Raw genomic sequence first — 24345 nt, 5'->3', positions numbered from 1 at the left:
CTCACGGAGGGCAAACGGAAACCGCCGGGGTGGCCGGAAACCGATTCGGTTTCCGGCCACCCCGGCGGCACGTTTCTGCGGCACCGGCCCGGTGGGCCGGCCGGGTCGGCCCGCTCAGCCTTCCTCGTGCGTCGCCACCGCGCGGCGCGCGTCCGCGTCCAGCACACCCCAGCTGATCAGCTGCTCGGTCAGCACCGAGGGGGACTGGTCGTAGATCACGGCGAGGGTGCGCAGGTCGTCCTGGCGGATCGACAGCACCTTGCCGTTGTAGTCACCGCGCTGCGACTGGATCGTCGCCGCGTACCGCTGGAGGGGACCCGCCTTCTCGACCGGCACATGGGCCAGCCGCTCCAGGTCCAGGACCAGCTTCGGCGGCGGCTCGGCGGCCCCGCCGGGGGTGGTGCCGGGCAGCAGTTCCTGCACCGGGACGCCGTAGAAGTCCGCCAGTTCGGCGAGACGCTGGACGGTCACGGCGCGGTCCCCGCGCTCGTACGAACCGACCACGACGGCCTTCCAGCGGCCCTGGGACTTCTCCTCGACACCGTGGAGGGATAGGCCCTGCTGGGTGCGGATGGCCCGGAGCTTGGCCCCGAGCTGTTTGGCGTATTCGCTGGACATAAGGCTCCCGGACACTGTGTCGACGCGGCTGGCCTTGTTTCCAGTCCGCGCGGCTGGTAACTCAGTGTGAGGTTACGCAGCGTGACTCTCGCCCGTCAAGCCGAATGGTCCACATCGGCTCTTCCGTGACAGCCGGGGCCCCTTCCGCCAGAGGGGTGAACCGAGGTCGTCCCGGGGGCTGCTACCGTTGTCGGCGCACATCAGACGTCCTTTAACGTCCGTCCCGTGAGGCGGAGAAGGAGGTCCGTCCCATGGACGAACAGCACGCATCATCCGCTCAGCCCGACCGGTACGACGACACGCTCGGACAAAGTCCGCAGGGCTCCGCCGGCGAGCCGCCCGCGGTGCCCGACGCCCGGCCCGTACTCGAAGCGCCCGACATCGCCCGGGTGCTCACCCGCATCGCCCACGAGATCGTCGAACGCGCCAGGGGTGCCGACGACGTGGTGCTCCTCGGCATCCCGACCCGCGGCGTCTTCCTCGCCCAGCGGCTCGGCGCCAAGCTCGAGCAGGTCACCGGCCGCACGATCCCGGTCGGCTCCCTCGACATCACCATGTACCGCGACGACCTGCGCCTCCAGCCGCCCCGCGCGCTGGCCCGCACCGACATCCCCGGTGACGGCATCGACGGCCGCCTGGTCGTCCTCGTCGACGACGTGCTCTTCTCCGGCCGCACCATCCGTGCCGCCCTCGACGCCCTGAACGACATCGGGCGCCCCCGTGCGGTCCAGCTCGCGGTCCTCGTCGACCGCGGGCACCGCGAACTGCCCATCCGGGCCGACTACGTCGGCAAGAACCTCCCCACGTCGCTGCGGGAGACGGTCAAGGTCCTGCTCGCCGAGGAGGACGGCCGCGACACCGTGCTGCTCGGCGCGAAGCGGACCACCCCCGGCCCGGGCCGGTCCTAGGGCCCGCACAGCCCCGGAACCCGGCCCACACCCGGCGGGCGCGCCCTCGCGCGCCCGCATGCCCGGACGGCGCCCGGGGACGCCCCACAGCGCCCCTGACGCCCCGCCCGGCCGCCCCCGCCGGGGGCCTCGCTCCGCCCTGCCCGCCGCGGAGCACCCCGGTCCCCGTTTCCCCGTACTGCCCAGCCACGGAGCCTGAAAGATGCAGCGTCATCTCATCTCGGCCGCCGACCTCACCCGCGACGACGCCGTCCTGATCCTCGACACCGCCGAGGAGATGGCCCGGGTCGCGGACCGGCCCATCAAGAAACTGCCGACCCTGCGCGGCCGCACCGTCGTCAACCTCTTCTTCGAGGACTCCACCCGCACCCGGATCTCCTTCGAGGCCGCGGAGAAGCGCCTGTCCGCCGATGTGATCAACTTCTCGGCGCGCGGATCCAGCGTCTCCAAGGGCGAGTCCCTGAAGGACACCGCCCAGACCCTGGAGGCGATGGGCGTCGACGCCGTCGTCATCCGGCACGGCGCCTCCGGCGCCCCCTACCGTCTCGCCAACTCCGGCTGGATCGACGCCGCCGTGATCAACGCGGGCGACGGCACCCACCAGCACCCCACCCAGTCGCTGCTGGACGCGTTCACCATGCGCCGCCGGCTGGTCGGCCGGGACACCGGGCTCGGCCGCGACCTCGACGGCAAACGGGTCACCGTCGTCGGCGACATCCTGCACAGCCGGGTCGCCCGCTCCAACGTCGACCTGCTGCACACCCTCGGCGCCGAGGTCACCCTGGTCGCCCCGCCCACCCTGGTCCCGGTCGGCGTGGAGACCTGGCCCTGCGAGGTGTCCTACGACCTCGACAGCGCCCTTCCCAAGTCCGACGCGGTGATGATGCTGCGCGTGCAGCGCGAACGCATGAACGCCGCCTTCTTCCCCACCGAACGCGAGTACGCGCGGCGCTACGGCCTCGACGCCGACCGCATGGCGAAGATGCCCGGGCACGCCATCGTGATGCACCCCGGCCCGATGGTCCGCGGCATGGAGATCACCGCCGAGGTCGCCGACTCCGACCGCTGCACCGTCGTCGAGCAGGTCGCCAACGGCGTGTCCATCCGGATGGCCGTCCTGTACCTCCTGCTCGGCGGCATGGAACCCGCCGTCACCCACACCCGCACCACCGAGGAGAGGTAAGACCCATGAGCAAGATCCTGATCCGCGGTGCGCGGGTGCTCGGCGGCGAGCCGCAGGACGTCCTGATCGACGGCTCCGTGATCGCGGCCGTGGGCAACGGCCTGCCCGCCGGGGACACCGAGGGCGCCGAGACCGTCGAGGCCGCGGGCAAGGTGCTGCTGCCGGGTCTGGTGGACCTCCACACCCATCTGCGCGAGCCCGGCCGCGAGGACTCCGAGACCGTCCTGACCGGCACCCGCGCCGCCGCGAGCGGCGGCTTCACGGCCGTCTTCGCCATGGCCAACACCTTCCCCGTGGCCGACACCGCGGGCGTCGTCGAGCAGGTCTACCGGCTCGGCCGGGACCACGGCTACTGCGACGTGCAGCCCGTCGGCGCCGTCACCGTCGGCCTGGAGGGCAGGAAGCTCGCCGAACTGGGCGCCATGCACGAGTCGGCGGCCGGCGTCACCGTCTTCTCCGACGACGGCAAGTGCGTCCACGACGCCGTCATCATGCGGCGGGCCCTGGAGTACGTGAAGGCGTTCGGCGGAGTCGTCGCCCAGCACGCCCAGGAGCCGCGGCTCACCGAGGGCGCCCAGATGAACGAGGGCGTCGTCTCCGCGGAACTCGGTCTCGGCGGCTGGCCGGCCGTCGCCGAGGAGTCCGTCGTCGCGCGCGACGTGCTGCTCGCCGAGCACGTCGGCTCCCGGGTGCACATCTGCCACCTCTCCACCGCCGGGTCCGTCGAGATCGTCCGCTGGGCCAAGTCCCGCGGCATCGACGTCACCGCCGAGGTCACCCCGCACCACCTGCTCCTCACCGACGAACTGGTGCGGTCCTACGACCCGGTCTACAAGGTCAACCCGCCGCTGCGCACCGAGCGCGACACGCACGCCCTGCGCGAGGCGCTCGCCGACGGCACGATCGACATCGTCGCCACCGACCACGCCCCCCACCCGCACGAGGACAAGGACTGCGAGTGGGCCGCCGCCGCCATGGGCATGGTGGGCCTGGAGACCGCCCTGTCGGTGGTCCAGGAGACCATGGTGGACAGCGGGCTCCTCGGCTGGGCCGAGGTGGCCGACCGCATGTCCTTCGCACCGGCCCGGATCGGCCGGGCCCAGGGGCACGGCCGCCCCGTCTCGCCAGGCGAACCCGCCAACCTCACGCTCGTCGACACGGCATACCGTGGCCGGGTCGATCCCGCGGGCTTCGCCTCGCGCAGCCGCAACACCCCGTACGAGGGGCGTGAGCTGCCGGGCCGTGTGACCCACACGTGGCTCCGGGGCAAGGCCACGCTCTTCGACGGGAAGCTCACGTGACACCTGGAACGCCGCTCGCCGCCGGTCTCCCCGGCGCCGGTCTCCTCGCCGCCGGGAGGAAGTCGGCCGAGGTCACCGACTGGGCCGCCCGTATCGGCTGGCTGGTCGGCCTCGCCCTCTTCGTCGCCCTCGTCTGGTGGCTGATGCGCGAGGGCTGGAAATGGCGCGCGACCCTCCAGGGCGACCTGCCCGCGCTGCCCGGCGCGCCCGAGGAGCCGGGTCCGGCCAGACTGACCATGAGCGGCCGCTACCACGGCTCCACCACCGCCGGGCAGTGGCTCGACCGCATCGTGGCGCACGGCCTCGGCACCCGCAGCCGGGCCGGGCTCACCCTCACCGACGCGGGCCTGGACGTCGTACGCCCCGGGGCGGCCGGCTTCTTCGTGCCCGTGGCGGCACTGCGCGGGGCCCGGCTCGACAAGGGCATCGCGGGCAAGGTCCTCACCGAGGGCGGACTGCTCGTGGTGACCTGGGCGCACGGCGACCGGCTGATCGACTCCGGGTTCCGCTCCGACCGGGCCGCCGAGCACACCGAGTGGGTCGCCACGCTGAACGAGATGATCAACAAGACGGAAGGCGCACGATGACAACCTCCGCCAGGGGAGCCGCCAGGGTTCCCGCCGTACTCGTCCTGGAGGACGGCCGTACCTTCCGCGGCCGCGCCTACGGGGCCGTGGGGGTGACCTTCGGCGAAGCGGTGTTCTCCACCGGGATGACCGGCTACCAGGAGACCCTCACCGACCCCTCGTACCACCGCCAGGTGGTCGTCATGACCGCCCCGCACGTCGGCAACACCGGCGTCAACGACGAGGACCCCGAGTCGAAGCGCATCTGGGTCGCGGGCTACGTCGTACGCGACCCCGCGCGCCTGCCCTCGAACTGGCGCGCCCGGCGCTCGCTGGACGAGGAGCTGCGCCACCAGGGCGTCGTCGGCATCAGCGGCATCGACACACGCGCCCTGACCCGCCATCTGCGCGAGCGCGGCGCCATGCGCGTGGGCATCTTCTCCGGCAACGCCCTCCCCGACGACGGCACCATGCTCGCCGAGGTCCGCCAGGCCCCCGAGATGACCGGCGCCGACCTGTCCGCCGAGGTCGCCACCGAGCAGGCGTACGTCGTCCCCGCGATCGGGCCGAAGCGGTTCACCGTGGCCGCCGTCGACCTCGGCATCAAGGGCATGACCCCGCACCGGATGGCCGAACGCGGCATCGAGGTGCACGTCCTGCCCGCCACCGCCACCGCCGAGGAGGTGTACGCGGTGGACCCGGACGGCGTGTTCTTCTCCAACGGCCCCGGCGACCCCGCCACCGCCGACCACCCGGTCTCCGTCATGCGGGCCGTCCTGGAACGCGGCACGCCCCTGTTCGGCATCTGCTTCGGCAACCAGATCCTCGGCCGCGCCCTCGGCTTCGGCACCTACAAGCTGAAGTACGGCCACCGCGGCATCAACCAGCCCGTGCAGGACCGTACGACCGGCAAGGTCGAGGTCACCGCGCACAACCACGGCTTCGCCGTCGACGCGCCCCGCGACCGGGTCTCCGACACGCCGTACGGCCGCGTGGAGGTCTCCCACGTCTGCCTCAACGACGACGTGGTGGAGGGGCTGCGGCTCCTGGACCGCCCGGCGTTCAGCGTCCAGTACCACCCCGAAGCGGCAGCGGGCCCGCACGACGCCGCCTACCTCTTCGACCGCTTCGTCACCCTGATGGAGGGCCAGCGTGCCTAAGCGCACCGATATCCAGTCCGTCCTGGTCATCGGCTCCGGCCCGATCGTCATCGGCCAGGCCGCCGAGTTCGACTACTCCGGCACCCAGGCGTGCCGCGTCCTGAGGGCCGAGGGCCTGCGCGTCGTCCTGGTGAACTCCAACCCGGCGACGATCATGACCGACCCGGAGATCGCCGACGCCACGTACGTCGAGCCGATCACCCCCGAGTTCGTCGAGAAGATCATCGCCAAGGAGCGCCCCGACGCCCTGCTGCCCACCCTGGGCGGCCAGACCGCGCTCAACACCGCCATCTCGCTCCACCAGAACGGCGTCCTCGCCAAGTACGGCGTCGAGCTGATCGGCGCCAACGTCGAGGCGATCCACAAGGGCGAGGACCGCGAGCAGTTCAAGCTCGTCGTCGAGGCCGTCCGGCAGAGGACCGGCCACGGCGAGTCCGCCCGCTCCGTCATCTGCCACTCCATGGCCGACGTCCTCGCCGGCGTCGACGAGCTCGGCGGCTACCCCGTCGTGGTCCGGCCCTCCTTCACCATGGGCGGCGCCGGCTCCGGCTTCGCCCACGACGAGGACGAACTGCGCCGCATCGCCGGCCAGGGCCTCACCCTGTCGCCGACCACCGAGGTGCTCCTGGAGGAGTCCATCCTCGGCTGGAAGGAGTACGAGCTGGAGCTGATGCGCGACAAGCACGACAACGTCGTGGTCGTCTGCTCCATCGAGAACTTCGACCCGATGGGCGTGCACACCGGCGACTCGATCACCGTCGCCCCGGCGATGACCCTCACCGACCGCGAGTACCAGATCCTGCGCGACATCGGCATCGCCGTGATCCGCGAGGTGGGCGTCGACACCGGCGGCTGCAACATCCAGTTCGCGGTGGACCCCGAGGACGGCCGGGTCATCGTCATCGAGATGAACCCGCGCGTGTCGCGGTCGTCGGCCCTGGCCTCCAAGGCGACCGGCTTCCCGATCGCCAAGATCGCCGCCAAGCTCGCCGTCGGCTACACGCTCGACGAGATCCCCAACGACATCACCCAGGAGACCCCCGCCTCCTTCGAACCGACGCTCGACTATGTGGTCGTCAAGGCACCCCGCTTCGCGTTCGAGAAGTTCCCGCAGGCCGACTCGACGCTGACCACCACCATGAAGTCCGTCGGCGAGGCCATGGCCATCGGCCGCAACTTCACCGAGGCCTTCCAGAAGGCGCTGCGCTCCCTGGAGAAGAAGGGCAGCCAGTTCGACTTCGCCGGCGAGCCGGGCTCCGCGGCCGACAAGGACCGGCTGCTGCGCGAGGCCGCGCGCCCCACCGACGGCCGCGTCAACACCGTCATGGCGGCCATCCGCGCGGGAGCCACCCAGGAGGAGGTCTTCGAGTCGACGCGGATCGACCCCTGGTTCGTCGACCAGCTCTTCCTGATCAAGGAGATCGCCGACGAACTCGCCGAGGCGCCCGAGCTGACCCCCGACCTGCTCACCGAGGCCAAGCGGCACGGCTTCTCCGACCAGCAGATCGCACAGATCCGAGGCCTGCGCGAGGACATCGTGCGCGAGGTGCGCCACGCGCTCGGCATCCGCCCCGTCTACAAGACGGTCGACACCTGCGCCGCCGAGTTCGCCGCGCGGACGCCGTACTTCTACTCCTCCTACGACGAGGAGAGCGAGGTCGCGCCGCGCGAGAAGCCCGCCGTGATCATCCTCGGCTCCGGGCCCAACCGCATCGGCCAGGGCATCGAGTTCGACTACTCCTGCGTCCACGCCTCCTTCGCGCTGAGCGACGCGGGCTACGAGACGGTCATGGTCAACTGCAACCCGGAGACCGTCTCCACCGACTACGACACCTCCGACCGCCTGTACTTCGAGCCGCTGACCCTCGAGGACGTCCTGGAGATCGTGCACGCCGAGGCCCAGGCCGGACCGATCGCCGGTGTGATCGTCCAGCTCGGCGGCCAGACCCCGCTGGGCCTCGCCCAGGCGCTCAAGGACAACGGGGTGCCCGTCGTCGGCACCTCGCCCGAGGCCATCCACGCCGCCGAGGACCGCGGCGCCTTCGGCCAGGTCCTCGCCGAGGCCGGCCTGCCCGCCCCCAAGCACGGCACCGCCACCACCTTCGCCCAGGCCAAGGCCATCGCCGACGAGATCGGCTACCCGGTCCTGGTCCGCCCGTCCTATGTGCTCGGCGGGCGCGGCATGGAGATCGTCTATGACGAGACGCGCCTCGCCGCCTACATCGCCGAGTCGACCGAGATCAGCCCCTCCCGGCCGGTCCTCGTCGACCGGTTCCTCGACGACGCCATCGAGATCGACGTCGACGCCCTCTACGACGGCGAGGAGCTCTACCTCGGCGGCGTCATGGAGCACATCGAGGAAGCCGGCATCCACTCCGGCGACTCGGCGTGCGCCCTGCCCCCCATCACCCTCGGCGGCCACGACATCAAGCGGCTCCGGGCCTCCACCGAGGCCATCGCACGCGGGGTCGGCGTACGCGGTCTCATCAACATCCAGTTCGCGCTGGCGGGCGACATCCTCTACGTCCTGGAGGCCAACCCGCGCGCCTCCCGCACGGTGCCCTTCACCTCCAAGGCGACCGCCGTGCCGCTCGCCAAGGCCGCCGCCCGGATCTCACTGGGCGCGACCGTCGCGGAACTGCGCGCCGAGGGCCTGCTCCCGGCGAACACCGACGGCGGCGAACTCCCGCTCGACGCGCCGATCTCCGTCAAGGAGGCCGTCATGCCGTGGTCCCGCTTCCGCGACATCCACGGTCGCGGCGTCGACACCGTGCTGGGCCCGGAGATGCGCTCCACCGGCGAGGTCATGGGCATCGACTCCGTCTTCGGCACCGCGTACGCCAAGTCGCAGGCGGGCGCGTACGGGCCGCTGCCCACCAAGGGACGCGCCTTCATCTCGGTCGCCAACCGCGACAAGCGGTCGATGATCTTCCCGGCCCGGGAACTCGTCGCCCACGGCTTCGAACTGCTGGCCACCTCCGGCACGGCCGAGGTCCTCAGGCGCAACGGCATCAACGCCACCGTGGTCCGCAAGCTGTCCGAGGGCCCCGGCCCGGCGGGCGAGAAGACGGTCGTCCAGCTCATCCACGAGGGTGAGATCGACCTCATCGTCAACACCCCGTTCGGCACCGGCGGCCGGCTCGACGGCTACGAGATCCGCACGGCGGCCGTGGCGCGCTCCGTGCCCTGCCTGACCACCGTGCAGGCCCTCGCGGCGGCCGTGCAGGGCATCGACGCCCTCAACCACGGCGACGTGGGCGTGCGCTCCCTCCAGGAACACGCCGGACACCTGACCGCGGCCCGCGACTAGCGGCCGGAAGGGGGGACACCGCACACGGTGTCCCCCCTTCTCATGAGGCTTCCCTAGGACACCGACATGTACAAAGTCTTCTTCCGCCTGGTCTTCAAGCGCATGGACCCGGAGTTCGCCCACCACCTGGCCTTCCGCTGGATCAGGCTCGCGGCGCGCGTCCCGGTGCTGCGCACCTTCCTCGCCGCCGCCCTCGCGCCCCGCCACCGCGAACTCCGTACCGAGGCGTTCGGGCTGCGGATGCACGGCCCCTTCGGACTCGCCGCCGGCTTCGACAAGAACGCCGTCGCGATCGACGGGATGGCCATGCTGGGCTTCGACCACGTCGAGATCGGCACGGTGACCGGCGAGGCCCAGCCGGGCAACCCGAAGAAGCGGCTGTTCCGGCTGGTCCCGGACCGGGCGCTGATCAACCGCATGGGCTTCAACAACGACGGCTCCCTGCGGGTCGCCGCCCGGCTGGCCTCCCGCGAGCCGGTCTTCAGGACCGTCGTCGGCGTCAACATCGGCAAGACCAAGACCGTCCCGGAGAAGGACGCCGCAGACGACTACGTGAAGTCGGCCGAGCGCCTGGCGCCGTACGCCGACTACCTCGTCGTCAACGTGTCCTCCCCGAACACACCCGGGCTGCGCAACCTCCAGGCCACCGAGGCGCTGCGCCCGCTGCTGACCGCCGTCCGCGAGGCCGCCGACCGCACCGTCGCGCACCGCCGGGTGCCGCTGCTGGTGAAGATCGCCCCGGACCTCGCCGACGAGGACGTCGACGCCGTCGCGGACCTGGCCGTCGAACTCGGCCTGGACGGCATCATCGCCACCAACACCACCATCGCGCGCGAGGGCCTCGGACTGGCCTCCCCGCCCGCACTGACCGGGGAGACCGGCGGGCTGTCCGGCGCACCCCTCAAGGAACGCTCCCTGGCGGTGCTGAGGCGCCTCCACGCGCGCGTGGGCGACCGGATCACCCTGGTGGGCGTCGGGGGCGTGGAGACCGCCGAGGACGCCTGGCAGCGCATCCTGGCGGGCGCCACGCTCGTCCAGGGCTACACCGCCTTCATCTACGAGGGCCCCTTCTGGGCGCGCGCGATCCACAAGGGGATCGCCGCGCGGCTGCGCACCAGCCCGTACGCCACCCTCGCCGACGCGGTCGGCGCCGACGTGAGGAAGCCCGTATGACCGCCCCGGAACCGACCGCCCCGGAACCCTTCGGCGCGCGGCTGCGCCGGGCCATGGACGAGCGCGGCCCGCTGTGCGTCGGCATCGACCCGCACGCCTCGCTGCTGGCGCAGTGGGGCCTGGACGACGACGTGACCGGCCTGGAGCGCTTCAGCCGCACCGTGGTGGAGGCGACGGCCGGCCGGGTCGCCGTCCTCAAGCCGCAGAGCGCCTTCTACGAGCGGTTCGGCTCGCGGGGCTGGGCCGTGCTGGAGAGGACCGTCCAGGAGGCCCGGTCGGCCGGTGCCCTGGTGGTCATGGACGCCAAGCGCGGCGACATCGGCTCCACCATGGCCGGGTACGCCGAGGCGTTCCTGCGCCCCGGCGCCCCGCTGTCCTCGGACGCGCTCACCGTCTCGCCGTACCTCGGCTACGGCTCCCTCAGCCCCGCGGTCGCGCTGGCCAGGGAGACCGGCACCGGGCTGTTCGTGCTGGCGCTCACGTCCAACCCGGAGGGCGGCGAGGTGCAGCACGCGGTGCGGCCCGACGGGCGCACGGTCGGGGCGACGATGCTCGCCCACCTGGCCGCCGAGAACGCGGGGGAGACCCCGATGGGATCCTTCGGGGCCGTCGTCGGCGCCACGCTGGGTGACCTGTCCTCGTACGACCTGGAGATCAACGGTCCGCTCCTCGCGCCCGGCGTCGGCGCCCAGGGGGCCACGCCGACCGATCTCCCGGCGGTGTTCGGCGCCGCGCTCCCCGCTGTCGTGCCGAACGTCAGCCGGGGTGTGCTGCGGTACGGCCCCGGCGTCGTCGCGCTGCGTGACGCCGTGGACCGTTTCGCGGACGGGATCCGGCTCGCGCGGGCGGGTGCCTGAGCGTCCCGGGCAGCCGTCCTCGCCCGCGGGCCGGCGGATTCCGCGGCACCGGAGCCTTAACAGATCCTCAAATCCGGGGCAATTTGTCCAGAATGTCGGGCCTGGCGGAGGCTGACCAGGACTTTTCCGCTGTTCTCGCTGACTCTGGCGCGCATGACCGCTAGTCTCCGAGCAGTGGGGGCACCTTCCACGCCCTCAAGGCAACAGTGGGGGAGAACGGGCGAGCGTGTTGCCCGTGCCTCCCCAGGTGTGGGGCGACTAGGTTCCTCACCGGTCCGTATCCGACAGTTCGACATCCGAGGTGACGTAGGCGTGGCTCTTCCGCCCCTTACCCCTGAACAGCGCGCAGCCGCGCTCGAAAAGGCCGCCGCGGCTCGCCGGGAGCGGGCCGAGGTCAAGAATCGACTCAAGCACTCCGGCGCCTCCCTGCACGAGGTCATCAAGCAGGGCCAGGAGAACGACGTCATCGGCAAGATGAAGGTCTCCGCCCTGCTCGAGTCGCTGCCCGGCGTGGGCAAGGTCCGCGCCAAGCAGATCATGGAGCGACTCGGCATCTCCGAGAGCCGCCGGGTCCGCGGCCTCGGCTCCAACCAGATCGCTTCCCTGGAGCGTGAGTTCGGCAGCACGGGCTCCTGAGTCCGGGTGCCCGGGGCGGTCCGTCCCGGGCACGGCGCGATTGCTGGAATAATCGCGGCATGGCTGCAACACCCCGGGGGACGTCCCCCGTACCCCCGGACGCACGTCCGCGGCTGACCGTGCTCTCCGGCCCCTCCGGGGTCGGCAAGAGCACGGTCGTCGCCCATATGCGCAAGGCGCATCCCGAGGTGTGGCTCTCGGTGTCGGCGACGACCCGCAAGCCCCGCCCCGGCGAGCGGCACGGCGTCCACTACTTCTTCGTCACCGACGACGAGATGGACAAGCTCATCGCCAACGGGGAACTGCTGGAGTGGGCCGAGTTCGCGGGCAACCGCTACGGCACCCCGCGCACGGCCGTGCTGGAGCACCTGGAGGCCGGCGTGCCGGTCCTGCTGGAGATCGATCTCCAGGGCGCCCGGCAGGTCCGCGAGACCATGCCGGAGGGCCGGCTCGTGTTCCTGGCGCCCCCCTCCTGGGAGGAACTGGTGCGCCGGCTCACCGGCCGTGGCACCGAGGCGCCCGAGGTCATCGAGCGGCGGCTGGACGCCGCGAAGATCGAGCTGGCGGCCGAGCCCGAGTTCGACATGACGCTGGTCAACACCTCCGTCGAGGACGTGGCGCGCGAGCTGCTAGCCTTGGTCGACATGGTGTGATGGTGATTCCCGTGCCGGTCCCGGAGTTTCGGCTCCGCGGGGCAGTGCCGGACCACCGGGTCGCACCGACCGGTTCTTTCCCACCCATCGGAAGGTAGAGCGTGTCCTCTTCCATCACCGCGCCCGAGGGCATCATCAACCCCCCGATCGACGAGCTCCTCGAGGCCACCGACTCGAAGTACAGCCTCGTGATCTACGCGGCCAAGCGCGCCCGTCAGATCAACGCGTACTACTCGCAGCTCGGCGAGGGCCTCCTCGAGTACGTCGGTCCGCTCGTGGACACCCACGTCCACGAGAAGCCGCTCTCGATCGCCCTGCGCGAGATCAACGCCGGTCTGCTGACGTCCGAGGCCATCGAGGGCCCGGCCCAGTAGTCCTGCGGCGCCGGTACGGCGACCGGGGCACCACGGTGCCCTGTCCGTCATACGGTCGTACCGCGCATGAGTTTTCCACAGGCCCGACGGCACCCTGTCGGGCCTGTGGTGTGTGATGGGGACGTGCGACCGCCCCGGCGCACGGGAGCCGAGAGGCGGGAGAGACGGTGGACAAGCCAGAGGTGGTCCTGGGGGTCAGCGGCGGCATCGCCGCGTACAAGGCCTGTGAGCTGCTCAGAAGGTTCACCGAGTCCGGCCACGGCGTACGGGTCGTCCCCACCGCCGCCGCCCTGCACTTCGTCGGCGCCGCCACCTGGTCGGCCCTGTCCGGCCGACCCGTCGCCACCGAGGTCTGGGACGAGGCCCACGAGGTCCCGCACGTCCGCATCGGCCGGCACGCCGACCTGGTCGTCGTGGCCCCCGCCACCGCCGACATCCTCGCCAGGGCCGCCCACGGCCTCGCCGACGACCTCCTCACCAACACCCTGCTCACGGCCCGCTGCCCGGTCGTCTTCGCTCCCGCCATGCACACCGAGATGTGGGAGCACCCGGCCACCCGGGAGAACGTGGCCACGCTGCGCCGCCGGGGCGCCGTGGTGATCGAACCCGCTGTCGGCCGGCTGACCGGCGCCGACACCGGCAAGGGCCGGCTGCCCGACCCGGCCGAGATATTCGAGGTCTGCCGCCGGGTCCTGGCCCGCGGCGTCACCGGGCCGGACCTCGCCGGGCGGCATGTCGTGGTCAGCGCCGGGGGCACCCGGGAACCTCTCGACCCGGTGCGCTTCCTCGGCAACCGCTCCTCCGGAAAGCAGGGCTACGCCCTCGCCCGCACCGCGGCCGCCCGGGGCGCCCGGGTGACCCTGGTCGCCGCCAACACCGGGCTGCCGGACCCGGCGGGAGTGGACGTCGTCCCGGTCGGCACGGCGGTGCAGCTGCGCGAGGCGGTGCTGAAAGCCGCCGCGGACGCCGACGCCGTCGTCATGGCGGCCGCCGTCGCCGACTTCCGTCCGGCGGTCTACGCGGCCGGGAAGATCAAGAAGAGGGACGGGCAGGACCCCGAACCGATCGTGCTCGTGCGGAATCCGGACATCCTCGCCGAGCTCTCGGCCGGCCGCGCCCGCCCCGGCCAGGTGATCGTCGGCTTCGCCGCCGAGACGGACGACGTGCTGGCGAACGGCCGTACCAAACTCACCCGAAAGGGCTGCGACCTGCTGGTGGTCAACGAAGTGGGCGAGCGCAAGACCTTCGGCGCCGAGGAGAACGAGGCCGTCGTGCTGGGCGCCGACGGCAGCGAGACCCCGGTGCCCTACGGTCCGAAGGAGGCCCTGGCCGAAACCGTGTGGGACCTGGTGACGGAGCGCCTGCGGTGAACGGATGATGCGCTGCGCGCTCCGACCGGACGCCGTACATTCGGGCGTGGCTACCCTGGCGGACCCGTCGGGGTAACGGGCAGAATGCCCGTGCCGCAGGTCACAGCGTTCCCGAGACGTGGGACGCCTGGGCCGGTGGCAGAGTGCGACCGATAAACTGTTCTCGGACGACGCCGGGTGCAGCCCCGTCCGTCCACCACTGATCAGACAGCAGCCGCTGCAACCCCAGGGAGCGTTGTGTCCCGTCGCCTGTTCACCTCGGAGTCCGTGACCGAAGGTCACCCCGACAAGATCGCTGACCAGATCAGCGACACCATTCTCGACGCGCTCCTGCGTGAGGACCCGGCCTCCCGGGTCGCCGTCGAGACGCTGATCACGACCGGCCTGGTGCACGTGGCCGGCGAGGTCACCACGAAGGCCTACGCGGACATCGCGACCCTCGTGCGCAGCAAGATCCTCGAGATCGGCTACGACTCCTCGAAGAAGGGCTTCGACGGCGCCTCCTGCGGTGTCTCGGTGTCCATCGGCGCGCAGTCCCCGGACATCGCGCAGGGCGTCGACACCGCGTACGAGAGCCGGGTCGAGGGCGACGAGGACGAACTCGACAAGCAGGGCGCCGGCGACCAGGGCCTGATGTTCGGCTACGCGACGGACGAGACGCCCACGCTGATGCCGCTGCCGATCTTCCTCGCGCACCGGCTGGCCGCCCGGCTGACCGAGGTCCGCAAGAACGGCACCATCCCCTACCTGCGCCCCGACGGCAAGACGCAGGTCACCATCGAGTACGACGGCGACAAGGCCCTGCGCCTCGACACCGTGGTCGTCTCCTCGCAGCACGCCTCCGACATCGACCTGGAGTCCCTGCTCGCCCCGGACATCCGCGAGTTCGTCGTCGAGCCGGAGCTGAAGGCCCTGCTGGACGACGGCATCAAGCTGGAGACCGAGGGCTACCGCCTGCTGGTCAACCCCACCGGCCGCTTCGAGATCGGCGGTCCGATGGGCGACGCCGGCCTCACCGGCCGCAAGATCATCATCGACACGTACGGCGGCATGGCCCGCCACGGCGGCGGCGCCTTCTCGGGCAAGGACCCGTCCAAGGTGGACCGCTCCGCCGCCTACGCGATGCGCTGGGTCGCCAAGAACATCGTCGCCGCGGGCCTCGCCGCCCGCTGCGAGGTCCAGGTCGCCTACGCCATCGGCAAGGCCGAGCCCGTCGGCCTGTTCGTCGAGACCTTCGGCACCCACAAGGTCGAGACCGAGAAGATCGAGCGGGCGATCGACGAGGTCTTCGACCTCCGCCCGGCCGCGATCATCCGCGACCTCGACCTGCTGCGCCCGATCTACGCCCAGACGGCCGCCTACGGCCACTTCGGCCGTGAGCTGCCCGACTTCACCTGGGAGCGCGCGGACCGCGTGGAGGCACTGCGCAGGGCCGTGGGTCTGTAAGGGTCCGGTTCCGGGATTTCCGCGGGGCCCGGCGTTCCCCTCGGGGCGCCGGGCCCCGCCGGTCTGTCAGTGCGGTTTGGTAGGAATGCGGGTGTGAGCGGCCAGAACGGGATGTCGGGCGGCGGCGGGGAAGGTGCGCCGCCCGAGCAGCTCGCCCTGATCAGGGAGAGCGTGCGCAAGGCCAGGGAGCCGCGGGCCAAGCCCAGGACCTGGCGGAACGCCGCGCTGGCCGAGCGGCTGCCGGTCGCCCGGGTACTGGTGAACAAAGGGGTGCTGCACCTCGACCGGTACTTCGACTACGCCGTCCCGGCCGAGCTGGACGCCGACGCGCAGCCCGGCGTGCGGGTGCGGGTACGGTTCGGCGCCGGGCGGCACCGGGTGCGGGACGGCCGGCGGGAGGGCGGCGGCCTGATCGACGGCTTCCTCGTCGAGCGCCGCGCCGAGAGCGACTACGCCGGGCCCCTCGCCGCGCTCGCCCAGGTCGTCTCACCCGAACCGGTGCTCAGCGAGGAACTGCTCGGCCTGACCCGCGCCGTGGCCGACCGCTACGCGGGCAGCCTCGCCGACGTCCTCCAACTGGCCGTACCGCCGCGCAGCGCGAAGGCCGAGCGCCAGGAGTCACCCGCACCGCTGCCCCCGCCCCCGCGCCCCGCCCCCGGATCATGGACCCGCTACGTACACGGTCCGGCGTTCCTGGACGCGCTGGCCTCGGGCGGCGCGCCGCGCGCCGTGTGGAACGCGCTGCCGGGACCGCTGTGGAGCGACGAGGTGGCCACCGCCGTCGCCGCGACGCTCGCCGCGGGGCGCGGCGCGCTCGTGGTCGTCCCCGACGGACGGGCCGCCGCCCGCGTCGACGCCGCCCTGACCGCGCTGCTCGGCACCGGGCGGCACGCCCTGCTCACCGCCGACGCCGGGCCCGAGAAGCGTTACCGGCAGTGGCTCGCCGTACGGCGCGGCTCCGTGCGGGCCGTCGTGGGCACCCGCGCCGCGATGTTCGCACCGGTACGCGACCTCGGGCTCGTCGTCCTCTGGGACGACGGCGACGACAGCCACAGCGAGCAGCACGCGCCGCAGCCCCATGCCCGGGACGTGCTGCTGCTGCGCGCCTCCCTGGACCGGTGCGCCTTCCTGCTGGGCGGCTGGAGCTGCACCGTCGAGGCCGCGCAGCTGGTGGAGAGCGGCTGGGCGCGGCCCCTGGCGGCGGGCCGGGAGCAGGTGCGGGCCGCGGCGCCGCTCGTACGGACCGTCGGCGACCAGGAGCTGGCCCATGACGAGGCCGCCCGCGCCGCCCGGCTGCCGAGCGTCGCCTGGCAGACGGCCCGCGAGGGGCTGCGGCACGGGCCGGTGCTCGTGCAGGTGCCCCGGCGCGGCTATGTGCCGCGCACGGCCTGCGCGCAGTGCCGTACCGCGGCCCGCTGCCGGCACTGCGCCGGACCGCTGGAGGCCGGACCGCTGGAGGCCCGGGACGGCGGGACGCTCGGCTGCGGGTGGTGCGGCCGTCCGGAGGACGACTGGCACTGCCCGGAGTGCGGTGCACGGCGGCTGAGGGCGCAGGTGGTGGGAGCGCGGCGGACCGCGGAGGAACTCGGACGGGCCTTCCCCGCCGTGCCGGTGCGCACCTCGGGGCGGGAACACGTGCTGGACACGGTGCCGGGGACGCCCGCGCTGGTGGTGAGCACCCCGGGCGCCGAACCCGTCGCCGAGGGCGGCTACGCGGCGGCGCTGCTGCTCGACGGCTGGGCCATGCTCACCCGGCCCGATCTGCGGGCCGGTGAGGACGCGCTGCGGCGCTGGATCGCCGCGGCCGCGCTGGTACGGGAACAGTCGGCGGGCGGCACGGTCGTCGTGGTCGCCGAGCCGACGCTGCGGCCCGTGCAGGCGCTGGTGCGCTGGGACCCCGTCGGCCACGCCGTGCGTGAACTGGCCGAGCGGGCCGAGCTGGGCTTCCCGCCGGTGTCCCGGATGGCGGCCGTCTCCGGGCCGCCCGAGGCGCTGGCCGGGTTCCTGACGGCCGCCGGGCTCCCGCCCGACGCCGAGGTGCTGGGCCCCGTACCGCTGCCGCCCGCCCCCGCCGGGAGCCCCCGGCGCCCCGGCGGACCGCCTCCGGGCGAGCACTGGGAGCGTGCGCTGGTCCGGGTGCCGCCGGGCAGCGGCGCGGCCCTGGCCGCCGCCCTGAAGGCCGCCCAGGCGGCGCGCATGGCCCGGGGCGGCGGCGAGGCGGCGGTACGGGTACGGATCGACCCGCCGGACATCGGGTAGCGGACGGGGCGCGGCACCCGCCGGGTGCCCCCGCGCGCAGGGGCCCTCCCGGCCGTGCGGAACCGGAAGGGCGGGTCTTCGGCGGCCGGCCGGCGGGGCGTCAGCCGTTGCGCGGACCCGGGAACGGGGCCGGGCGCGACTCGTCGCGGAGGGCGGGGCTGCCCGCCGTGGGCTGGGTCGGCATGGTGCGGGCCGCGGGGACCGTCGGGACAGAGGGGAGACCGGTGGCCACGTCGGCCGTGCGGGTGCCCGACGGCTCGGCCGCCCGTTCCGGGTCTCCCGCCGCCTGCGCCGCGGCGCGGCGCGCGCCGTAACGGCGGTGCACCGCCTGTTTGGTGACTCCGAGTGCGGAACCCACCGCGTCCCACGAGAAGCCGAGCGAACGGTCGAAGTCCACGGCGGCGGTGACCAGGGTCTCGACGCTGTCCCGCAGTTCCTGGGCCAGCCGGACCGTCGGGGCGGGGGCGCGTCCGTAGACGACGAAGCCCGTGGCGGGGCCGGATCGGCGCGGGCGGTAGACGTTGCCCAGCTGGGCGGTGAGCGTGCGCAGCGCGTCCACCTGCCGGCGGACCCGCTCGATGTCCCGCACCAGCAGGTGCAGGCTGGCCCGGGCCTGGGCGTCGTGGGTTGCGTGGTCGGCCATGAAGAAGCCTCTCGAACCGGCGTGGAAAGGGAAGGGGGTCGTAGGAAAGGGAAAAGGGAAGGGGAAGGGGCGAAACCGGATCGGGCCGCGGACGCGGTCCCGGGCGGTCAACTCTTTCGTGTGTGGTCAACTCCTTCTTGACCAACGCACGGACGCCCCGCTGGTCACGCTCTGGGGGCGCGGACACGTATGCGTACGCCGGTGCTGCCGCCCGCGCACCACCTGCCCGCGCGACCGGCGATCGCCCTTGCCGGGCCATAGACTTGGGGGCTGCCCGCCCGTCGTCACCGCCCGAGAGGCCCCTGTCCGCTCATGAAGCTCGTCTTCGCCGGCACCCCCGAGGTAGCCGTTCCCGCCCTGGACGCCCTCATCGCCTCCGGGCGCCACGAGGTCGCCGCCGTCGTCACGCGCCCCGACGCGCCGGCCGGCCGGGGCCGCAGGCTGGTCGCCTCCCCGGTGGCCGAGCGGGCCGAGGAGGCCGGCATCGAGGTGCTGAAGCCGCGCAGGCCGCGCGACCCGGACTTCCTGGAGCGTCTCACGGAGATCGCCCCCGACTGCTGCCCCGTCGTCGCCTACGGCGCCCTGCTGCCCCGGGCCGCCCTCGACATCCCGCTGCACGGCTGGGTCAACCTGCACTTCTCGCTGCTGCCCGCGTGGCGCGGCGCCGCCCCCGTGCAGCACTCCCTGATGTCCGGTGACGAGATCACCGGCGCCTCCACCTTCCTCATCGAGGAAGGACTCGACTCGGGACCCGTCTACGGCACGGTCACCGAGGCGATCCGCCCCACCGACACCAGCGGCGACCTCCTGACCCGCCTCGCGTTCGCCGGGTCCGGACTGCTCGCGGCCACCATGGACGGCATCGAGGACGGCACCCTGAAGGCCGTGCCGCAGCCCGCCGACGGCGTCACCCTCGCCCCGAAGATCACCGTCGAGGACGCCCGGATCGACTGGGCCGCGCCCGCGCTGCGCGTCGACCGGGTGGTGCGCGGCTGCACCCCGGCGCCCGGCGCCTGGACCGTCTTCCGCGGCGAACGGCTCAAGCTCGTCCAGGCCGCGCCGGTGCCCGACCGCGGCGACCTCGCCCCCGGACGGCTCGCCGTCACCAAGAACACCGTCCACGCGGGCACCGGCTCGCACGCCGTCGAGCTGCTGTGGGTGCAGCCCCAGGGCAAGAAGCCGATGCGGGCCGCGGACTGGGCCCGCGGAGTGCGCATCGCGGAGGGGGAGCGGCTCGGCGGCTGAGCGCGGGCCGCCAGGGCGGGGCCCGGCCGCCGGTACCGGCCGGGGCCCGTGCGCCGGGCGGCGCCGGGGCGGGCGCGACGTAGGCTGGGGACGAATCCCGTACAGACATCCGGAGCACCTTTTTCGTGAACGACCAGCCCCGCGGGCCCCGCAAGCCGGGCAAGCCCTACCGCCGGCCCCAGAAGGACCCCGTCCGCATCCTCGCCTTCGACGCCCTGCGGGCCGTGGACGAACGGGACGCGTACGCCAACCTCGTGCTGCCGCCGCTGCTGCGCAAGGCACGCGAGAAGGGCGGCTTCGACGGGCGTGACGCGGCGCTGGCCACCGAACTGGTCTACGGCACACTGCGGCGGCAGGGCACCTACGACGCGATCATCGCCGCCTGCGTGGACCGGCCGCTGCGCGAGGTCGACCCGCCGGTGCTCGATGTGCTGAGCCTCGGCGCGCACCAGCTCCTGGACACCCGTATCCCGAGCCACGCCGCCGTGTCCGCCACCGTCGAGCTCGCCCGTGTCGTCCTGGGCGACGGACGCGCCAAGTTCGTCAACGCGGTGCTGCGCAAGGTCGCCCAGGACGATCTCGACGGCTGGCTGGAGAAGATCGCGCCGCCCTACGACGAGGACCCCGAGGACCATCTCGCCCTCGTGCACGCGCACCCCCGCTGGATCGTCTCCGCGCTGTGGGACGCGCTGGGCGGTGGCCGCAACGGCATCGAGGACCTCCTGGAGGCGGACAACGAGCGGCCCGAGGTCACCCTGGTCGCCCGCCCCGGCCGGGCCACCACCGAGGAGCTCCTGCGCGAGGACGCCGCGGTGCCGGGCCGCTGGTCGCCGTACGCCGTGCGGCTCACCGAGGGCGGCGAACCGGGCGCCGTCGACGCCGTACGGGAGGGACGCGCGGGCGTGCAGGACGAGGGCAGCCAGCTCGTCGCCGCGGCCCTCGCCGCCGCGCCCCTCGACGGGCCCGACGAGAAGTGGCTCGACGGCTGTGCGGGGCCGGGCGGCAAGGCCGCCCTGCTCGGCGCTCTCGCCGCCGGGCGCGGCGCGGTGCTGCTCGCGTCCGAGAAGCAGCCGCACCGGGCCGGCCTGGTCGCCAGGGCCCTGCGCGGCAACCCCGGGCCCTACCAGGTGATCGCCGCCGACGGCACCCGCCCGCCGTGGCGGCCCGGCAGCTTCGACCGGGTGCTGATGGACGTGCCGTGCACCGGCCTCGGCGCCCTGCGCCGCCGCCCCGAGGCCCGGTGGCGGCGCCGCCCCGAGGACCTCGACGCCCTCGCGCCCCTGCAACGCGGCCTGCTGCGCACCGCCCTCGACTCCGTGCGCGTCGGCGGTGTCGTCGGCTATGCCACCTGCTCGCCCCACCTCGCGGAGACCCGCGCGGTCGTCGACGACGTGCTCAAGCAGCACCCGGGGGCCGAACTGATCGACGCCCGCCCCCTGCTGCCCGGCGTACCGGCGCTCGGCGACGGCCCCGACATCCAGCTGTGGCCGCATCTGCACGGCACCGACGCCATGTACCTGGCCCTGATCCGCCGCACGGCCTGAGCGCACCGGCCGAGCGTGCGGCCGTCTGTGTGGGGGGAGCCGCTCGCGGGCGGCGTCAGCGGCGGGGCTGCCGCGTGCCCGTGCCCGGTTCCGGGGCCGTCGCCGCAGGCTCGCCGCCGCCGTCGTGGCGGGACAGCCGGTGCGGCCACCACACCTTCCTGCCCACGTCGAGGAAGAGCGACGTGACCAGCACGGACCGCACCACGAACGTGTCCAGCAGCACCCCGAGGGCGACCGCGAAGCCGATCTCGGCGAAGCCCACCATGGGCAGCGTGCCGAGCACGGCGAAGGTGCCCGCGAGGACGAGCCCCGCCGAGGTGATCACCGCGCCGGTCGCGGCGAGGCCGGTCACCACGCCCCGCCGGGTGCCCTGCCGGGCCGCCTCCTCGCGGATACGGGTGGTGAGGAAGATGTTGTAGTCGATGCCGAGTGCCACCAGGAACACGAAGACGAACAACGGGAAGGCCACGTCCTCGCCCGCGTAGCCGAACAGGTGCCGGAAGGCGAGGGAACTCAGGCCCAGCGCGGCGGCCAGCGACAGCACCACCGTGGCGACCAGCAGCAGCGGCGCCACGACGGCGCGCAGCAGGGCGCCGAGGACCAGCACCACGACGGCCAGGACCAGGGGGATGACCAGGTAGTCGTCGTGTCTCTGGGCGTCCTCCATGTCGAGCAGGGCGGCCGTCCCGCCGCCGACCCGCGCCCGGGCGCCCGGCACCGCGTGCACCGCGTCCCGCACCCGCTGCACCGTGGCCTTGGCGGCTGCGCTGTCGGACGGGGCGCGCATCGTCGCCTCGAGCAGCACCTTGCCGTCGTGCAGCGGAGCCGTGCCCGGCGGCACGCCGACGCTCGCCGGGACGACGCCGCGGTCCGCGGCCACCGCGCGGCCCACCGCCGCGGCCTGCGCCTGTTCCGACACGATCACGAGGGGATCGCCGGTGCCCGCGGGGAAGTACCGGGCGGACACCTCCTGGCCGACGATCGAGTCCGGCCTGCCCGTGAACGCGTCGGCGTTGGCGATGCCGTCGGCGCGCAGCTGGAACAGACCGAGGGAGAGCACCCCGAGGGCGAGAGCCGTACCCGCCCACACCGCGCGCGGCCGACGCGCGAAACGACGGCCCGTCCGGGCCCACACCCCGTGCTCGGCCGGGTCGGGGGAGCCGCGGTGGGGGATCACGGGCCAGAAGATCCAGCGGCCGAAGAGCAGCAGCAGCGCCGGGAACAGCGTCAGCATCGCGGCCAGCGCCACGGCGACCCCGATCGCGGCCACCGGCCCCAGACCGCGCGTGGAGTTCATCTCGGCCGCGAGCAGTACCAGCATGCTCAGCACCACGGTCGCCCCGGAGGCGAGCACGGCGGGTCCGGCGCGGTTCATCGCCAGCACCATGGCCTCGTGCCGGTCCTCGTGCCGGCGCAGCTCCTCCCGGTAGCGGGCCACCAGCAGCAGCGCGTAGTCGGTGCCCGCGCCGAAGACGAGGACGGTGAGGATGCCGGCGCTCTGCCCGTTGACGGTCAGCCCGGCGTGCCGGGCCAGCAGATAGACCAGCGCCTGCGCGGTGAACAGGGCGACGATCACGCCGAGCAGCGGCACGCACAGCAGGGTGGGGCTGCGATAGGTGATCAGCAGCATCACCACCACCACGGCCATCGCGGAGAACAGCAGCGTGGAGTCGATGCCCTCGAAGCCCTTGGAGAAGTCGGCCGAGGTGCCGCCCGGTCCCGTGATGTGCACGGCGAGACCGTGGCCGCTCCCGCCGGTCTGCGCGCGCATGGAGTCGACGGCGGGTGCGATGCGCTGCCAGCCGGAGGCGTCCATGGTGACGGGGACGTAGATCTGGGCGGCCCGCGGCGCGTCCGGCCGGTCGAAGACCGGCCCCCGGGTCAGGGCACCGCGGACGCCGTGCGCGCGCAGCGTCCGCAGCCGGGCCGCGTCCCGTGTGATCTTCGCCCGGTCCGCCGCGGTGAGCCCGTTCGGGCGGGCGTAGACGACGACGGCGGGGATCTGTTCCGGCCGGAACCTCTGCGAGAGGTCGAGGACCTGGGTGGACTCGGCGGTCGCGGGCAGCCAGGACTGGGCGTCGTTGTCCTGCGCGTCGTTGAGTTTCATGCCGAGGGGCGCCGCGATCACCAGGATCACCAGCCACAGCGCCACGACCACCCACTTGGTGCGCCGCCCGCACACGAACCGGACGGCGTTCTGCTTCCACGTCGCGAGCTGCTCCATCGCTACCCCCGGGACGGTTCGTGGTCCTGCCCGGCCGGGGAGCCGGCGGGACGGAGTGGCACGGGCGTGGCGGCCGGGGCACGGCCCGGCTGCCCACGGTCCGGACCCGGGGGAGGAAAACCGGCCGGACATGGCAGGCTTGGGGCATGGCCGTGCAGATCAACCCCAGCATCCTGTCCGCCGACTTCGCCCGTCTCGCCGACGAGGCGAAGGCGGTGGAAGGGGCCGACTGGCTCCATGTCGACGTGATGGACAACCATTTCGTCCCGAACCTCACGCTCGGTGTGCCGGTCGTGGAGTCCCTGGCCCGTGCGACGGACACACCACTGGACTGCCATCTGATGATCGAGGACGCCGATCGCTGGGCGCCCCGGTACGTCGAGGCGGGTGCCTCCTCCGTCACGTTCCACGTCGAGGCGGCAGCCGCGCCCGTGCGTCTCGCCCGCGAGATCCGCGCCAAGGGTGCCAGGGCCTCCATGGCCCTCAGGCCGGCCACGCCGATCGAGCCGTACGAGGATCTGCTCCCCGAACTGGACATGCTGCTGATCATGACCGTCGAACCGGGCTTCGGCGGCCAGGCGTTCCTCGACATCATGCTTCCGAAGATCCGGCGCACCCGCGAGTTGATCAGCAAGCACGGGCTCGAGCTGTGGCTCCAGGTCGACGGCGGGGTGTCGGAGTCGACGATCGAGCAGTGCGCGGACGCCGGCGCGGACGTCTTCGTCGCCGGTTCCGCCGTGTACGGCGCACACGATCCGGCAGCGGCCGTGCACGCGCTGCGCAGGCAGGCCGAGGAGGCGGTCTCCAAAGCGTCCTGGGCATGCGACCACTGAGCCACAGGTACGTGAACGACGGCCGTCGAGGCTGATCGACCG

General features: G+C 73.1%; 20 protein-coding genes. 17 read left to right on the top strand and 3 right to left on the bottom strand.

What is annotated here, in order from left to right:
- Positions 1-114 precede the first annotated feature (114 nt).
- Positions 115-618, bottom strand: coding sequence for a transcriptional regulator BldD (gene bldD / locus ABZ862_RS30210; protein WP_067235530.1), 504 nt, complete (start codon positions 616-618; stop codon positions 115-117).
- Positions 619-869: 251 nt separating this feature from the next.
- Between bldD and pyrR the strand changes: the two genes are divergently transcribed.
- From pyrR to ABZ862_RS30140, 14 genes are all read left to right on the top strand, one after another.
- A complete protein-coding gene (gene pyrR / locus ABZ862_RS30205) occupies positions 870-1526 on the top strand; it encodes a bifunctional pyr operon transcriptional regulator/uracil phosphoribosyltransferase PyrR (protein WP_360964824.1) in 657 nt (218 codons plus the stop codon).
- A 202-nt stretch (positions 1527-1728) separates the two neighbouring features.
- Positions 1729-2709: an aspartate carbamoyltransferase catalytic subunit gene (locus ABZ862_RS30200; protein ID WP_360964821.1), complete on the top strand. Its 981-nt coding sequence runs from the start codon at positions 1729-1731 to the stop codon at positions 2707-2709.
- Positions 2710-2714: 5 nt separating this feature from the next.
- Positions 2715-4010, top strand: coding sequence for a dihydroorotase (locus ABZ862_RS30195; RefSeq protein WP_360964818.1), 1296 nt, complete (start codon positions 2715-2717; stop codon positions 4008-4010).
- A complete protein-coding gene (locus ABZ862_RS30190; RefSeq protein WP_360964815.1) occupies positions 4007-4597 on the top strand; it encodes a hypothetical protein in 591 nt (196 codons plus the stop codon). Before ABZ862_RS30195 ends, ABZ862_RS30190 begins: the two co-directional genes overlap by 4 nt.
- On the top strand, positions 4594-5736 hold the full coding sequence (gene carA / locus ABZ862_RS30185) for a glutamine-hydrolyzing carbamoyl-phosphate synthase small subunit (RefSeq protein WP_360964813.1): 1143 nt from the start codon (positions 4594-4596) through the stop codon (positions 5734-5736). Before ABZ862_RS30190 ends, carA begins: the two co-directional genes overlap by 4 nt.
- Positions 5729-9046, top strand: a complete 3318-nt coding sequence (carB, locus tag ABZ862_RS30180) for a carbamoyl-phosphate synthase large subunit (RefSeq protein ID WP_360964810.1) — start codon at positions 5729-5731, stop codon at positions 9044-9046. Before carA ends, carB begins: the two co-directional genes overlap by 8 nt.
- Positions 9047-9112: 66 nt before the next feature.
- Positions 9113-10219 (top strand): quinone-dependent dihydroorotate dehydrogenase, encoded by a 1107-nt coding sequence (locus ABZ862_RS30175; RefSeq protein WP_360964807.1) that lies wholly within the window; start codon positions 9113-9115, stop codon positions 10217-10219.
- Positions 10216-11076, top strand: a complete 861-nt coding sequence (pyrF, locus tag ABZ862_RS30170; RefSeq protein WP_360964804.1) for an orotidine-5'-phosphate decarboxylase — start codon at positions 10216-10218, stop codon at positions 11074-11076. Before ABZ862_RS30175 ends, pyrF begins: the two co-directional genes overlap by 4 nt.
- 312 nt (positions 11077-11388) lie before the next feature.
- On the top strand, positions 11389-11712 hold the full coding sequence (locus ABZ862_RS30165; protein WP_003977346.1) for an integration host factor: 324 nt from the start codon (positions 11389-11391) through the stop codon (positions 11710-11712).
- Positions 11713-11771: 59 nt separating this feature from the next.
- Entirely contained in the window at positions 11772-12365 is a 594-nt protein-coding gene (gene gmk / locus ABZ862_RS30160) for a guanylate kinase (protein WP_360964801.1), read from the top strand.
- A gap of 101 nt (positions 12366-12466) precedes the next feature.
- Positions 12467-12739 (top strand): DNA-directed RNA polymerase subunit omega, encoded by a 273-nt coding sequence (gene rpoZ, locus ABZ862_RS30155; RefSeq protein ID WP_005319902.1) that lies wholly within the window; start codon positions 12467-12469, stop codon positions 12737-12739.
- A gap of 167 nt (positions 12740-12906) precedes the next feature.
- Positions 12907-14109 (top strand): bifunctional phosphopantothenoylcysteine decarboxylase/phosphopantothenate--cysteine ligase CoaBC, encoded by a 1203-nt coding sequence (gene coaBC, locus ABZ862_RS30150; protein ID WP_360964798.1) that lies wholly within the window; start codon positions 12907-12909, stop codon positions 14107-14109.
- Positions 14110-14346: 237 nt separating this feature from the next.
- Entirely contained in the window at positions 14347-15555 is a 1209-nt protein-coding gene (gene metK / locus ABZ862_RS30145) for a methionine adenosyltransferase (RefSeq protein WP_360964795.1), read from the top strand.
- A 93-nt stretch (positions 15556-15648) separates the two neighbouring features.
- Positions 15649-17814, top strand: a complete 2166-nt coding sequence (locus ABZ862_RS30140) for a primosomal protein N' (protein ID WP_360964792.1) — start codon at positions 15649-15651, stop codon at positions 17812-17814.
- Between the two features lie 100 nt (positions 17815-17914).
- On the opposite strand, the gene ABZ862_RS30135 is transcribed toward ABZ862_RS30140, so the two are convergent.
- Entirely contained in the window at positions 17915-18457 is a 543-nt protein-coding gene (locus ABZ862_RS30135; protein WP_360964789.1) for a hypothetical protein, read from the bottom strand.
- 312 nt (positions 18458-18769) lie between these two features.
- On the opposite strand from ABZ862_RS30135, the gene fmt reads away from it, so the two are divergent.
- The gene (gene fmt / locus ABZ862_RS30130; RefSeq protein WP_360964786.1) at positions 18770-19702 is read left to right on the top strand and encodes a methionyl-tRNA formyltransferase; all 933 of its coding nucleotides are present in this window, start codon (positions 18770-18772) and stop codon (positions 19700-19702) included.
- A gap of 125 nt (positions 19703-19827) precedes the next feature.
- Positions 19828-21246 carry a transcription antitermination factor NusB gene (locus ABZ862_RS30125; RefSeq protein ID WP_360964783.1) on the top strand — a complete coding sequence of 473 codons (1419 nt, stop codon included), beginning with the start codon at positions 19828-19830 and terminating at the stop codon, positions 21244-21246.
- Positions 21247-21301: 55 nt separating this feature from the next.
- On the opposite strand, the gene ABZ862_RS30120 is transcribed toward ABZ862_RS30125, so the two are convergent.
- On the bottom strand, positions 21302-23470 hold the full coding sequence (locus tag ABZ862_RS30120) for an MMPL family transporter (RefSeq protein WP_360964780.1): 2169 nt from the start codon (positions 23468-23470) through the stop codon (positions 21302-21304).
- Between the two features lie 146 nt (positions 23471-23616).
- On the opposite strand from ABZ862_RS30120, the gene rpe reads away from it, so the two are divergent.
- Entirely contained in the window at positions 23617-24303 is a 687-nt protein-coding gene (gene rpe, locus ABZ862_RS30115; protein WP_360964777.1) for a ribulose-phosphate 3-epimerase, read from the top strand.
- The last annotated feature ends 42 nt before the right edge of the window (positions 24304-24345 follow it).

Origin of the sequence: Streptomyces sp. NPDC047000 (genome assembly GCF_040644295.1) — a bacterium.
In the GTDB taxonomy this organism is placed as follows: Bacteria; Actinomycetota; Actinomycetes; order Streptomycetales; family Streptomycetaceae; genus Streptomyces.
The sequence above is the reverse complement of the archived record's forward strand: the minus strand, read 5'-3'. Positions and strand labels throughout refer to the sequence as shown.

Excerpts from the sequence above, each read along its gene's own strand:
- bldD (WP_067235530.1), bottom strand. The coding sequence starts at position 618 with ATGTCCAGCGAATACGCCAAACAGCTCGGGGCCAAGCTCCGGGCCATC.
- pyrR (WP_360964824.1), top strand. The coding sequence starts at position 870 with ATGGACGAACAGCACGCATCATCCGCTCAGCCCGACCGGTACGACGAC.
- ABZ862_RS30200 (WP_360964821.1), top strand. The coding sequence starts at position 1,729 with ATGCAGCGTCATCTCATCTCGGCCGCCGACCTCACCCGCGACGACGCC.
- ABZ862_RS30195 (WP_360964818.1), top strand. The coding sequence starts at position 2,715 with ATGAGCAAGATCCTGATCCGCGGTGCGCGGGTGCTCGGCGGCGAGCCG.
- carA (WP_360964813.1), top strand. The coding sequence starts at position 4,594 with ATGACAACCTCCGCCAGGGGAGCCGCCAGGGTTCCCGCCGTACTCGTC.
- ABZ862_RS30175 (WP_360964807.1), top strand. The coding sequence starts at position 9,113 with ATGTACAAAGTCTTCTTCCGCCTGGTCTTCAAGCGCATGGACCCGGAG.
- pyrF (WP_360964804.1), top strand. The coding sequence starts at position 10,216 with ATGACCGCCCCGGAACCGACCGCCCCGGAACCCTTCGGCGCGCGGCTG.
- gmk (WP_360964801.1), top strand. The coding sequence starts at position 11,772 with ATGGCTGCAACACCCCGGGGGACGTCCCCCGTACCCCCGGACGCACGT.
- ABZ862_RS30135 (WP_360964789.1), bottom strand. The coding sequence starts at position 18,457 with ATGGCCGACCACGCAACCCACGACGCCCAGGCCCGGGCCAGCCTGCAC.
- fmt (WP_360964786.1), top strand. The coding sequence starts at position 18,770 with ATGAAGCTCGTCTTCGCCGGCACCCCCGAGGTAGCCGTTCCCGCCCTG.
- ABZ862_RS30120 (WP_360964780.1), bottom strand. The coding sequence starts at position 23,470 with ATGGAGCAGCTCGCGACGTGGAAGCAGAACGCCGTCCGGTTCGTGTGC.
- rpe (WP_360964777.1), top strand. The coding sequence starts at position 23,617 with ATGGCCGTGCAGATCAACCCCAGCATCCTGTCCGCCGACTTCGCCCGT.